This window comes from Sphingopyxis selenitireducens (assembly GCF_051550705.1).
Taxonomy (GTDB): domain Bacteria; phylum Pseudomonadota; class Alphaproteobacteria; order Sphingomonadales; family Sphingomonadaceae; genus Sphingopyxis.
Genome location: NZ_JBPULG010000001.1, coordinates 281,452 through 293,646 on the forward strand (window position 1 = coordinate 281,452; position 12,195 = coordinate 293,646).

The following is a 12,195-nucleotide window of genomic DNA, read 5'->3' on the forward strand; positions in this document are numbered from 1 at the left end:
GACCAAGTTCATGGACAAAACCATCGTCAAGGGAATGGGGTTGCTGGAGGCGGTGATCACGGCGCGCGATCCGGTCGGCGTATCGGAACTCGCGCGCGAGCTCGACCTCACCAAAAGCAACGTCCACCGCTATCTCCAGACTTTCGCCGCGCTGGGCTATATTTCCGCCAGCAACGGCCGCTACGCCCCAACGCTGAAGATATGGCAACAGGGCGCGCGGGTGATCGAGCGGCTCGACCTGCGCCGGACGATCCGCCCGATCATGGACCAGCTCGCCCGCGAAACGCGGGAGACGGTCCATCTCGCGATTTCGGAAGGGCCGGAGGTCATCTATATCGACAAGGCCGAAGGCGTTCATTCGGTGCGCGCCTTCTCCGAAATCGGCGAACGCGCGCCCGCGCATTGCTCTGCGGCGGGCAAGATATTTCTGGCCTTTCACCCCACCGCGATGCGCGATACGCTGGCCGGTCCGCTGCGCCATTATACCCCGCTGACGATCGTCGAGCCCAATGCGCTGGCGAACGAAGTCGAAGAGGTGCGCAATACCGGCGTCGCAATCAATCGCGGCGAATGGGAAACCAGCGTCGGCGGCGTCGCAGCGCCGGTCTGGGGCCCCGACGACCAGATCATCGCGTCGATGGGCCTGACCGTGCCGCTTAGCCGCTATAATGACGAATATTGCGCGACACTGGTGGCGCATGTTCGCACGGCCGCAGCCGAAGCATCACGCGCACTCGGCGCCTCGCCGTCCCCGACGGGCCCTACCGGCAACGCCTGAACCGCCTTACAGATATATCCAGGGGCGCGCCTTAGCATCCGTTATGCGGAACGCCTCGATCGCGCCCTTGCGCGACAGCGTCAGTTCGATCGCGTCCATGCCGTTCAGCAGCATCTGCCGCGCCTCACCATCCATCGCGAAGGGCCACGAACCGGCGGGCGACGACACCAGACATTGTTCGAGGTCGACCGTCACCGGCGCGGCGCCCGCCTGCTCTGCCAGCGCAGCGATGGCGGTAGCGTCGAGTTCGACCGGCACGATGCCATTATTGACGCAATTGCTGCGAAAAATCGGATTGAAGGACGGCGCAATAATCGCGCGAAAGCCATATTCGACCAGCGCCCACGCGGCATGTTCGCGGCTCGACCCGCAACCAAAATTGGTGCCGGTCAGCAATATCTGCGCCGATGCGTAGGCGGGATCGTTCAGGATGAAATCGGCGCTGGGATCGCGACCACCAATCGCCTGATAGCGCCATCCGGCAAACAGGCCATCGGCGAGTCCGCGCTTTGACACCGACTTCATCTCGCGCGACGGGATGATCGCGTCGGTATCGACATTATCGCGCAGCAGCGGCGCCGCAACGGCGGTCAAGCGGTCGAATTTATCCATTACGCAAAGGTCCTTGGGTCGGCAATCATGCCGGCAATGGCCGATGCCGCGACCGTCTCCGGCGAAGCGAGGTGCGAGCGGGTTTCGGGGCCTTGACGGCTTTCGAAATTCCGGTTGGTCGAACTGATCACGCGCTGCCGATAGCCAAAGCTTTCGCCCCCCGAAAAGAAGCACATCGAGCAACCCGATTCACGCCACTCGAAACCGGCGTCGGTGAAGATTTTGTCGAGCCCCTCGGCTTCGGCCGCTGCCTTGACGCGCGTAGAGCCCGGAACGCAGATCGCCTTGACGCTGGCTGCGACTTTGCGTCCTTTCAGTATCGCCGCCGCGCGCCGCAGATCCGAAAGGCGGCTGTTCGTGCACGAACCGATAAAGGCCGCTCCGATCGGCAAGCCGACCAGCGATGTTCCAGCAGCGACATCCATATAGGCAAGCGCACGATCGTAGAGCTCGCGCGGGTCGCGCGCCGCAACCGCGTCGAAGCTTGGCACGCTGCCATCGAGTGAGACCGCCTGCTGCGGGCTGATCCCCCATGTCACCATCGGCGCGACCTCCGCCGCATCAACCTGATGTTCGGTATCGAAAACCGCATCATCGTCGCTGCGAAGGTTGGCCCATGCCGCAACGGCACGGTCCCAATCCGGACCGGAGGGCGCAAAGCGCCGCCCCTTCAGATAGGCAAACACCTTTTCGTCGGGCGCGATGATCGCAGTGAAGGCCGCGAATTCTGTCGCCATGTTGCAGAGCGTCAGCCGCGCCTCGACGTCGAGCGCCGACACTGCCTCGCCCGCATATTCGACGATATGCCCAGCCCCGCCGGAAGATCCGAACCGGGCAATCAGGTGAAGCGCCAGATCCTTCGCCGTCACGCCGGGCACCAACGTCCCGTCGATCGTGATGCGCATCGTCTTCGGCCGTTTCACGCGAAGCGTCGAACTGGCGAGCGCATGCTCGGCCGCCGTCGATCCAATCCCCCACGCGAGCGCACCGAGCGCGCCCTGCGAACAAGTATGGCTGTCGGGACAAACCAAAGTCGCGCCGGGCAGGACGATCGCCATTTCCGGTGAGATCACATGCACGATGCCCTGCGCCGGATCGCCAAGGTCGAACAATGTCAGGCCCGCAGCCTGCGCGGCTTCGCGCGTCGCCGTGATGAACGCCTTGCCGGTCGGCATGATCGTATCGTCGGTCCGACCGGGACGCGTGTCGACGACATGGTCCATCGTCACGAAGGTCTGGCGCGGTGCAAGAACGCTCCGCCCCGCCTCGGCAAGACTCTTCAACGCAACGCCGCCCGTCCGTTCGTGCAGCAGTACGCGGTCGACGAGGATCAAGTCAGTGTCGGCGTCGATCGCATCGATATGATGCGCCCGCCAGATTTTTTCGAAAATGCTGCTGCCCACGGTCCGTACCTTATGCGCGCTCAGTTCAGGCCGAAATCGCGAAAAACCGATGCGCGATCGGCGTCGACTGCGGGCACATCGCGCCGCACGTCCATCCGTTCGCCATCGATTTCGAGCGGAAGCGCCGGCAGGCGCGTCGCGTTCCCGCCCGGGATCTGAATATCGACAAGCCCGCCCTGTGCATTGAGATGCGGATCATCAAACAGCTCGTCAGGGCGCGCGATCGGCGCGAACGGCAGACCGATCCCATCCAGCTTCGCCACCAGTTCATCGCGCGTCATGCCCGCAAACAATTCCCGGATGCGCGGCACGATGCGATCGCGCGCCAGAACGCGTTCATTGTTGAGCGCCAGCGCCGTATCGGCCGCCAGATCGGCCAGTTCGAACGCCTTGCAAAATCCCACCCACTGGCTGTCGCTGACGACGCCGACGAACAATTGCTCATCGGCATTGCGGGTGTCGAAGACGTCATAAATCGCCCACGCCGACAGCCGCACTGGCATCGGCTGCGCCGCCTGTCCGGTCACTGCCTGCTGCGCCATATGTTGTCCGACGAGGAAGGCGGTCGTTTCATAAAGCGAACATTTCACCTCGGCGCCGCGACCGGTGCGATGGCGTCGTTCGAGCGCGGCAAGAATGCCGATTACCCCGAACATCCCGCCCGTCACGTCGATCACCGACGCGCCGGCGCGCAAAGGGCGTCCCGGCGGGCCGGTCATATAGGCGAGCCCGCCCATCATCTGGGTGACTTCATCGAGCGCGGTGCGGTGCTGATAGGGCCCGCTGAGAAACCCCTTCGCCGAACAATAGATCAGCCCGGGATTACTTTCCGCAAAAGACGCATAATCGAGGCCAAGCCGATCGAGCGCGCCGGGGCGGAAATTTTCCACCAATATGTCGGCGCCGTCGACCAAAGCGCGCGCGCGGGCAAGATCGTCCGCGTCCTTCAGATTCAGACAAAGGCTGCGCTTGTTGCGGTTGAACATCGGAAAATAGCCCGCGCCCGACCCGAGCAACTTGCGCGTCGGGTCGCCGCCCTCGGGCTCGATTCGCACGACATCGGCACCAAGATCACCCAGGATGACCCCGACCGACGGCCCCATCACCATATGCGTGAATTCGATCACTTTCAGTCCGGCCAGCGGATATGCGTCCTGATCCATCATTCCTCTTTTTGATTCTCAAACCATGCTCGACAAGCTCGGCTCATTTGATATAGAAATAATACAATAATGCAACGCCACAACGTCAGGAGCAGATCTTTGGACGTGGATATTTTGATCAGTGAAGTCGGGCCAAGGGACGGATTGCAAAGCATTTCCGCCATTATGCCGCTGGAAGCAAAAAAAGCGTGGATCGATGCCGAAGCCGCCGCGGGGGTCCGCGAAATCGAGGTCGGCAGCTTCGTTCCCGCCAAGCTGCTGCCGCAACTCGCCGACACTGCGGAGGTTGTCGCCCACGCCCGGACCATCCCCGGATTGGCGGTCGCGGTGCTGGTTCCGAACGCGCGCGGCGCCGAAGCCGCGATCGCAGCCGGCGCGCACAAGTTGACGCTGCCGCTGTCGGTTTCGGAAACCCACAGCCTCGCGAACTTGCGACGCACCCATGATCAGGTGATCGCAGAGGCCCGCAGCATCGCACAGATGATCGGCGCATTGCCCGAGGGTCAACGTCCGCATTTCGAAGGCAGTCTGTCGACGGTTTTCGGCTGCACGCTGGAAGGTGCTATCCCCGACGCCCAGATCGAACGGCTTGCCGGCGCGCTGATGGATGCGGGCTGCGACGAAGTCGGCCTGTCCGACACCACAGGCTATGCCGATCCCGCCGCGGTCAAGCGGCTGATCGCGCTGGTGCGCGGTGTCGTCGGCGACGCGGCGCTGACCGGCATCCACCTTCATAACACGCGCGGCCTTGGCCTCGCCAATGTGCTGGCGGCGATCGACGCGGGGCTGACCACGATCGACAGTTCGCTGGGCGGCATCGGCGGCTGCCCCTTCGCCCCCGGCGCCAGCGGCAATATCGTCACCGAGGATCTGGTGTTCATGTTGCAGGCAATGGGTCTGCGCACCGGCATCGACCTCAATGCCCTGCTTGCGGTCCGCGACATTGTCCACGCCGCACTGCCGGACGAAACATTATACGGGTTTACGCCGGACGCGGGCCTGCCGCTCGGCTTTGTGCCCGAAGCTGCCAATAAGGAGTTTGCATGAGCCTCGGAACGAAGATGGTCTCGGACGGCCGGACCGCGAAACAGATATTCGAAGACGTGATGGCCAATCCCGCGCGCGCAAAGTTCGGGTTCGGCGAGAAGCTGGCGATCGTGAACGTCGATTTCCAGAACGCCTATACGTGCATCGACGATTACAAGACCGCCTATGAGACCGATCCGCGCCAGATCGACTATACGAACATCATCTCGCGCCTCGCGCGGCGCGCGGGGATGCCCGTCATCTGGACGCACGTCGGTTACATGGACAATGCGGCCGACGCCGGGGTCTGGGGCACGCGCACCAACACGCCCGACAGTCTGCAGAACATCAAGATTCCGAGCCCGCGCCACGATTTCGACGCGCGCTGCGAGATCGATCCTGCCGTCGACGCCATTTACGCCAAGCGCATGCCGTCGGCATTCTTCGAAACGCCGCTCGCCAGCTACCTCGTGTGGCACAAGGTTGATACGGTGATCGTCACCGGCGGATCGACCTCGGGCTGCGTGCGCGCGACCGCGGTCGACGCCCTTTCACACGGCTATCGCACCATCGTTCCCATCGAGACCTGCGCCGACAAACATGAAAGCTATCATTTCGCGAACCTGACCGACCTTCAGCTGAAATATGCCGATGTCGAACCGGTGCAGACGGTGATCGACTGGCTGGAGGCGCGCGCATGAACGAAGGCGCCGCCGATCCCGGCCTTTATGATTTTAATCCGTGGCGGGGCCGACCGAAAATCCAATGGCCGGACGGCAAATCGGTCGCGGTGTGGGTGTCGCCCAACCTCGAATTTTACGAGATCGACCCGCCCGCCAACCCGCACCGCAAAAGCTGGCCCAAGCCGCATCCCGATATCGTCGGTTACAGCCACCGCGACTATGCCAATCGCGTCGGCCACTGGCGGATGGCCGAAGCGATGGAAAAGCACGGGTTCAAGGGATCGGTGTCGTTATCGGTTGCGCTGTGCGATCATATCCCCGACGTCGTCGAAAATGCGAATGCGCTCGGCTGGGAATTCTTCAGCCATGGCATTTACAACACCCGCTACAGCTATGGCATGGACGAAGCGCAAGAGCGCGCGATCATCGAGGATTCGATCCGCACCGTGCGCGATGCGACGGGACAGACGATCAAGGGCTGGCTGGCCCCCGCCCTCACCCACACTCCGCGCACGCTCGACCTGATCGCGGAATATGGGCTGACCTATACCTGCGACCTTTACCATGACGACCAGCCGCAGCCCGTGCATGTCCAGTCCGGCACGCTCATTTCGATGCCCTATAGCATCGAGGTCAACGACCATTATGGCTTCTTCGTCTATAATATGAGCCCGCGCGAATATGCCGACACGTTGATCCGCCAATATGAGCGGCTGGCAGCGGAAGGCGCGGCATCGGGCACGGTGATGTGCATTCCGCTCCACAGCTATCTGATCGCACAGCCGCATCGCATCCGCGCCTTTGAAGAGGTGTTGGAGCATATCGCGGCCGACGGCCGTGCATGGATCACCCGTTCGGGCGATATCGCCGATCATTATCTGACCCAGACGGAGGTGGGCACATGAGCCTCGATCCCGCTTATCTCGAATATCCCCGCCGCGCTCGCGGCATGGATCAGGACCTCTATTCCTGGTCAAAACTGGGCAACCGTGCGCCGATCGCCTGGCCTTGGGACAAGGGCGTCGCGGTGGCGCTGTTCGTCAACCTCGAATGGTTTCCGATCAACCCGACCGACAAGCCGTTTCGCGCGCCGGGGCACATGCAAACCGCCTATCCAGATTATCGCCATTATACCGCCCGCGAGTATGGCACGCGCATCGGCTTCTACCGCATGCTGGACGCCTTTGCACAGGCCGGCGCAAAGGCGTCGATCGCGGTCAATGCCGCGATTGCCGAACGCTACCCCTCGATCATCGCCGACATTATCGCCGGAGGGCATGAGATTGTCGCCCATTCGACCGACATGAACGGCACGATCGCATCGGGGATGGACGAAGCCGACGAGCGCGCGCTGATCCACTCGTCGCTCGACATGCTGGAAAAAGTGTCGGGGACGCGCCCTCGCGGTTGGCAGTCGATCGCCCGCTCGCAAAGCTGGAACACGCCGCGCCTTCTGGTCGAGGCGGGGGTCGATTATATGTGCGACTGGGTCAATGACGACCTGCCCTATCGGATGACCACCCCGGCAGGCGGCATCATCAATGTGCCGGTCAATCATGAGCTGTCGGACCGCCAGATCATCACTGTTCAGCAGCAGTCGGCCGACAGCTTCGCCGAACAGATGCAGGACGCCTTTGCGCTTTTCGCCGACGAATCCACGCAAGGCGGGCGGATGCTGACGATCCAGCTGACCCCCTATGTGATGGGCCTGCCGTTTCGTATCGAGGCGCTTGAACAGTTGCTCGCGTGGCTGGACGAACAGCCGCAGGCATGGTTCGCCACGACCGGCGAGATCGTCGACGCCTTCACTGCACCCTGACGCGGAAAACCCGGCGCGCTCAACGCGCGTCGGGATGTCCGTCGACGGCTTCGCGCGGATCGATGAGAACGCGCATCACGCGCATCTGCATGGCCTCGAGCGCTGCCTGCCGCTCGGCTGCGGCATCGCCATCGGGCAGCGCATTGCGCAGATCGTCGAGCGGCTCGCCGCGCGTTTCAGCAAGCAATCGCTCGAGCCGGTCGATGCGATCGTTCGACGCTGCCAGTTCGACCATGAGCGCGAGCGCGATATTCAATACCTGCTCTGCCTCCTGATTGCGCAGGCTGTACGGGCGGGCGCCCCGTCCGCTTTCAATGACGGCAGCAATGGCATCGGCCGAACCGGTCATACGGCGCCTCCCGCAGCGGGCTTGCGGCCGCTGATGACGTACCAGCGATTGATGTTGCTGACGGCTTCCATATTATGTTCCGCGATGTCGGCAGAGGCAAAGCCGGCGGCGGCCATGTCGGCGACCAGATCGGCCTCCCCATAGGTTTTCCAGAAAATTTCACCGTTGAAGGCGGTATCCCAGTTTTTCTCGACGCGATGGACGTCGGACGGCGCAAAGCGCGTGTCGACATCCTGAAAAATCACCAGCCCGCCGGGGCGCACAACGCGCAGCGCTTCCGCCATCGCCTGCCGGCGCTTTTCAGCGCTAATCTCGTGGAGCATATTGTGCGAAACGACGAGGTCGAAGCTGCCGTCGGCGAATTTCAGCTGCGCCGCATCCATCTGGTGAAAGGTCACCGGCACCCCGAGCGCTTCGGCCCGCGCATGGGCGTAGCGCAGCATCCCGGCGCCAATGTCGAGCGCGTGAACGTCGGCTTCGGGATACTCCGCCGCATAAGCCGCTGAGGCCGCGCCCGCCGAACAACCGAGGTCGAGGATACGGGTCGGCGTGAAATCGGGAAAGTCCGACCGCAGCAGGTTGAAGATAACTCCCGCCTTGCTGTCGCTTTTTCCAGCGCCCTGACCGAAGGAATAGATATTGCCGCCGGTTTCGTAAAAGGCGCCCGCGACGATGTCGTCGGAGCCGTCGTCGCGCGCATAGCCGCCGGGCTGGAGATGAATGTCGACGCTCGCGATTTCGGGCGACGGATCATATGCGGGATCGAGCTTCAGCGCGCCGAGCCTGGCCGGAGATTCCGCCAAAGCGCTTGCCGCGGCCTGCATCCGTGCACGATCGCGGAAGATCGGTTCGCCGACCGACAGCCAAATCATTTCCTGAACCGAGCGATTCACCGCGCTCCACATCCGGTATCCAGACGATTCAAAAAAGGCTTGCTCGATATCCTCGGGCGATTGCGGCTGGCGCCCTTGGCGCGCGGCGAAGGCGGGCGCACCCTCTTCCTCGAAACGGCGGACGTTCGCCGAGCGCACACGCGCGTTCAATATCTTGCGCAGCGAGACCACGGCCCGCTGGCGGCTTTGTTCTTCGGCTGTCGTTTCCGGCAACATCGGATGCTGGACATCACGAACCTTCATGACCCGGTTCCTTTCAATCTTCGATAAATTCCACACGCTCACCGGTCGGCCCGATCGCCGTCGCGGTCCGCCGCCCGTTATAGCCCGTGCCTTCATGCACCATGGCGGGCACGATCGCGACGTCAGCGACAAGGTCAATGTCGCTGACGCCAAAGCTCGCCATCGCGCACCCCGGCGGCAATTCCCCCGGGGTGCAAGTGCGCGGCCCCGCGATGCGGCCCGGTCCCGTCGGATAGGCGTCGAACTCGAGCAAATAGCCCGCCTCGCGAAGCCCGGCCGTCGTCATATCCATGATGGTGTCGGGGCCTAGGCCCTGCGCTTCCTGAATGATCCGGATCTTGCTTTGCCGCAGCGGTCGCCGTTTCAGGTCGAAGCGGTCGCAATACCAGAGGCGCAGCGCGTCGAAGTCGGACCCGGCGATCACGAAAATGAACGGCCGGTCGACGAAGGAGCGGGGCTGCGGCAGGATCGACGCCGCGCGGTCGCCGCTTTCCATGGTAAAATAGAGACACTCGCCCGCTGGCCCGATCGCCTGCATCGCTATGATCGACGGCATGAATTGCAGCGGGGTCGGCCCCGCGATGATCTGGAAGCCCGACTGGCGTAGCCGCGCATCGACGGCGTGGACATCGTCGACGATGATCTCGAATGCCGCCCAGCCGTAGGTGGTCAGCGGTTTGTAATCAGGCACCGGGCTAATCTGCACCGCCCGGACATAATCGTCGGGCGCGCCGTCGGTGCTCATCACGATATAGGGCCGCCCCGCCATCGCCGGCGCAGCCCAACTCGCCGCCAGCCCGGCGGACACCTCGCCGCGCTCGCGGACGCGATAGCCCAGCCATTCGCCATATTGATCTTCGATCGCGCGAAGGTCGGGCGCCCCGATCGTCGCGAAGCGGAACCGCGTCAGGCGCGGATCGCTTGTCGTTGTCCAATCACTCATCGCATCATCCCCGTCATGATCGGAGACTAGCATTAATTACTCATAATTCTATATCAAATCGATGTAGCGTAAGCCTCGGCCCGCCACGGCGGAAAAATCAAGGTTGGGCGGAATGAAGATCAAGGCGAATCTGGTAGCGATCGGGCCGGAACTGCGCGAAAACATGCTGCACGGCGCGCTTATTGACGTCGAACACGGTGCGGCTCACGCGCAGGATCGGCGACCCGATGTCGACGGCCAGGACGTTGGCCAGCGTGGCGTCGGCGAGCGAGGCCGAAATCGTCTGCGTGGCGGCGCCGATTTTGACGCCCGCCTTCTCGATCAAGCTCAGCATCGGGGTGTCGCGCAGCGTCTCCCGCGACAGTTCGACCCCCAGATCGGCCGGAATATAGCTGATCACATAGGACAGCGGCTGGTCGTCGAGCCAGCGGACACGCGCCACGCGCACCACCGGTTCCCCCACCTCAATCTCCAGCGCCTCGGTCAATGGTGGGCGCGCGGGAACGGTTTCCAGTTCAAGAATCTTGACCTTCGTATTGCGGCCAAAGGCAATCAGCGATTCGAGCGCCTGTTCGATGCTGCCCTCGATCGGCCGCGCAGGCGATTTGAAGGTGACATGCGTTCCCACACGCCGTTTGCGCGCCACCAACCCGGTATGTGCAAGCTCGTCGAGCGCGCGGCGCGCCGTGATACGCGAGACGCCGAAACTTTCGGCCAGTTCCTGTTCGGTCGGCATGCGCGACCCGAAGGCACGCTCCCCGCTCGTGATTTCCTCGCGAAGCTGAAGGAATATCTGATGATAAAGCGGAACCGCCTGCAGCCTGTCGACTGCCGTGATGTCGTCACCCGACATATTCAAAAACTTATCCCCTGCTCGCCACCGGATCACGGCCACTCCCGCGATCATTGGCGGGCGCCCTACACCATGCTCCCATAAAAGTTCAGCGCAAAGAAGGAAAAGCTTTCATGAAAAACAAACCGGTTCTCAATGCAGTAGAACTCGACGCAATGGTCGGGGCCGCGCTTGCGAAAGCGACCGAAGCCGGAATCGCCGCCACGGTCGCACTCTGCGACGACGGCGGCCATGCGCTCCGGCTCTATCGCATGGATGGAACGGGCGCGATGACGCCGGTCGTTGCAGCAGCGAAAGCCCGCACATCGGCGCTGATGCGCGCGCCCAGCGGAGCGCTGACCGCGCGACTGAAGGATGAACCCGAACTTTTGCGGCTGACCGAATATCTGCCGATGCCGGGCGGGCTGCCGATCATGTACGGCGGCCAGTGCATCGGCGGGATCGGAATTTCGGGCGGATCGGCCACGCAGGATGAAGCCATCGCCGAAGCGGGACGCGCCGCCCTGTCCACCGCCTGACGAACGCGCGCCGCGGCCCCTTTCCGCACGGGAACGGAGCGGCGGCGCGTGGCCCTGTTTCTAGTGCATTTCCTCGCCGCCCGAGACGTTCATCGCCTCGCCGGTGATATAGCGCGCCTGTCCCGAACAAAGGAAGGCGCAGGCGTTGGCGGTGTCCTCGACATCGCCGACGCGGCCGAGCGGGATGCGGCCGCGCATCGCCTCCAGATATTCCTCGACGCTCTGCCCGCGCATCTTCGCCATATAGTCGTTCTGCCACGCACCCAGCCCCGTGGTGACATGATTGGGACAGACCATGTTAACAGTGATCTGCTGCGGCCCCATCTCGATCGCCACCGATCGCGTCAGCCCGACAAGGCCATGTTTCGACGCGATATAGGAAGAGGTCAGCGCCGAACCCGATTTCGATCCGCGGCTGCCCACCGAAACGATCCGCCCGCGCCCCCATTTCGGCTGGTCATCCTGACGCTGCATCTGGCGTATCGCATGCTTCATTGCGAAGAAGGCGCCGCGCAGATTCACATCGAGCACCATATCCCACATGTCCTGCGTCTGATCAACGAAAGGACCGAAGAGGAAGCCGACGCCGGCATTATTGACCAATATGTCGAGTTTTCCGAAACGCTGGACCGCGCTGCCGATCAGCGCCTCGACCTCGCTTTCGACGCGCATGTCGGCCGTGCAGGTCGCGATATCGGGATGGATCGCGCGCAACTCCTCGGCCACCTCTTCGAGTTCTGCGGTTCGGCCGATGCCTTGATCGGGCGCCGTCGCATCCCTGGGGTCGCCCAGATCATGAAGGATGATGCGCACGCCGTCTTCGGCCAGCTTCCGCGCGATGCCCGCGCCCAGCCCGCCGTGGCGGCCGGCGCCGGTGACAACGGCCACCTTGCCTTCAAGATCGGGGTACAT

At 63.0% G+C, this 12,195-nt stretch carries 14 protein-coding genes; 6 read left to right on the forward strand and 8 right to left on the reverse strand.

Going from position 1 to position 12,195, the window contains the following annotated elements; all coding sequences use genetic code 11:
- The first annotated feature begins 10 nt into the window (after positions 1 to 10).
- On the forward strand, positions 11 to 778 hold the full coding sequence (locus tag ACSYDV_RS01230; protein WP_438321920.1) for an IclR family transcriptional regulator: 768 nt from the start codon (positions 11 to 13) through the stop codon (positions 776 to 778).
- Between the two features lie 6 nt (positions 779 to 784).
- On the opposite strand, the gene leuD is transcribed toward ACSYDV_RS01230, so the two are convergent.
- From leuD to ACSYDV_RS01245, 3 genes are read right to left on the reverse strand one after another with little or no spacing between them, the layout of a single operon-like run.
- The gene (gene leuD, locus ACSYDV_RS01235) at positions 785 to 1,390 is read right to left on the reverse strand and encodes a 3-isopropylmalate dehydratase small subunit (RefSeq protein WP_438321921.1); all 606 of its coding nucleotides are present in this window, start codon (positions 1,388 to 1,390) and stop codon (positions 785 to 787) included.
- Positions 1,390 to 2,793: a 3-isopropylmalate dehydratase large subunit gene (locus ACSYDV_RS01240; RefSeq protein ID WP_438321922.1), complete on the reverse strand. Its 1,404-nt coding sequence runs from the start codon at positions 2,791 to 2,793 to the stop codon at positions 1,390 to 1,392. The genes leuD and ACSYDV_RS01240 overlap by 1 nt, the downstream gene beginning before the upstream one ends.
- 20 nt (positions 2,794 to 2,813) lie before the next feature.
- The gene (locus ACSYDV_RS01245) at positions 2,814 to 3,956 is read right to left on the reverse strand and encodes a CaiB/BaiF CoA transferase family protein (protein WP_438321923.1); all 1,143 of its coding nucleotides are present in this window, start codon (positions 3,954 to 3,956) and stop codon (positions 2,814 to 2,816) included.
- A 69-nt stretch (positions 3,957 to 4,025) separates the two neighbouring features.
- Between ACSYDV_RS01245 and ACSYDV_RS01250 the strand changes: the two genes are divergently transcribed.
- The 4 genes from ACSYDV_RS01250 to ACSYDV_RS01265 are packed head-to-tail and all read left to right on the forward strand — an operon-like array spanning position 4,026 to position 7,484.
- Entirely contained in the window at positions 4,026 to 5,003 is a 978-nt protein-coding gene (locus ACSYDV_RS01250; RefSeq protein WP_438321924.1) for a hydroxymethylglutaryl-CoA lyase, read from the forward strand.
- Positions 5,000 to 5,683, forward strand: coding sequence for an isochorismatase family protein (locus tag ACSYDV_RS01255; protein ID WP_438321925.1), 684 nt, complete (start codon positions 5,000 to 5,002; stop codon positions 5,681 to 5,683). The genes ACSYDV_RS01250 and ACSYDV_RS01255 overlap by 4 nt, the downstream gene beginning before the upstream one ends.
- Positions 5,680 to 6,570 (forward strand): polysaccharide deacetylase family protein, encoded by an 891-nt coding sequence (locus tag ACSYDV_RS01260; protein WP_438321926.1) that lies wholly within the window; start codon positions 5,680 to 5,682, stop codon positions 6,568 to 6,570. The genes ACSYDV_RS01255 and ACSYDV_RS01260 overlap by 4 nt, the downstream gene beginning before the upstream one ends.
- Entirely contained in the window at positions 6,567 to 7,484 is a 918-nt protein-coding gene (locus ACSYDV_RS01265; RefSeq protein ID WP_438321927.1) for a polysaccharide deacetylase family protein, read from the forward strand. The genes ACSYDV_RS01260 and ACSYDV_RS01265 overlap by 4 nt, the downstream gene beginning before the upstream one ends.
- A 19-nt stretch (positions 7,485 to 7,503) precedes the next feature.
- On the opposite strand, the gene ACSYDV_RS01270 is transcribed toward ACSYDV_RS01265, so the two are convergent.
- The 4 genes from ACSYDV_RS01270 to ACSYDV_RS01285 all read right to left on the reverse strand — a co-directional run bounded on the left by ACSYDV_RS01270 (position 7,504) and on the right by ACSYDV_RS01285 (position 10,765).
- Positions 7,504 to 7,833 (reverse strand): hypothetical protein, encoded by a 330-nt coding sequence (locus ACSYDV_RS01270; protein ID WP_438321928.1) that lies wholly within the window; start codon positions 7,831 to 7,833, stop codon positions 7,504 to 7,506.
- Complete coding sequence (locus tag ACSYDV_RS01275) at positions 7,830 to 8,969, reverse strand: class I SAM-dependent methyltransferase (RefSeq protein ID WP_438321929.1); 1,140 nt, start codon at positions 8,967 to 8,969, stop codon at positions 7,830 to 7,832. The genes ACSYDV_RS01270 and ACSYDV_RS01275 overlap by 4 nt, the downstream gene beginning before the upstream one ends.
- A gap of 13 nt (positions 8,970 to 8,982) precedes the next feature.
- On the reverse strand, positions 8,983 to 9,912 hold the full coding sequence (locus tag ACSYDV_RS01280; protein ID WP_438321930.1) for a hypothetical protein: 930 nt from the start codon (positions 9,910 to 9,912) through the stop codon (positions 8,983 to 8,985).
- Between the two features lie 97 nt (positions 9,913 to 10,009).
- Positions 10,010 to 10,765 carry a GntR family transcriptional regulator gene (locus ACSYDV_RS01285; RefSeq protein ID WP_438321931.1) on the reverse strand — a complete coding sequence of 252 codons (756 nt, stop codon included), beginning with the start codon at positions 10,763 to 10,765 and terminating at the stop codon, positions 10,010 to 10,012.
- Between the two features lie 113 nt (positions 10,766 to 10,878).
- Between ACSYDV_RS01285 and ACSYDV_RS01290 the strand changes: the two genes are divergently transcribed.
- Positions 10,879 to 11,283 carry a GlcG/HbpS family heme-binding protein gene (locus ACSYDV_RS01290; protein ID WP_438321932.1) on the forward strand — a complete coding sequence of 135 codons (405 nt, stop codon included), beginning with the start codon at positions 10,879 to 10,881 and terminating at the stop codon, positions 11,281 to 11,283.
- Positions 11,284 to 11,343: 60 nt separating this feature from the next.
- Here the strand turns inward: ACSYDV_RS01290 and ACSYDV_RS01295 are convergent, their stop codons facing one another.
- Positions 11,344 to 12,195 (reverse strand): SDR family NAD(P)-dependent oxidoreductase, encoded by an 852-nt coding sequence (locus ACSYDV_RS01295; protein ID WP_438321933.1) that lies wholly within the window; start codon positions 12,193 to 12,195, stop codon positions 11,344 to 11,346.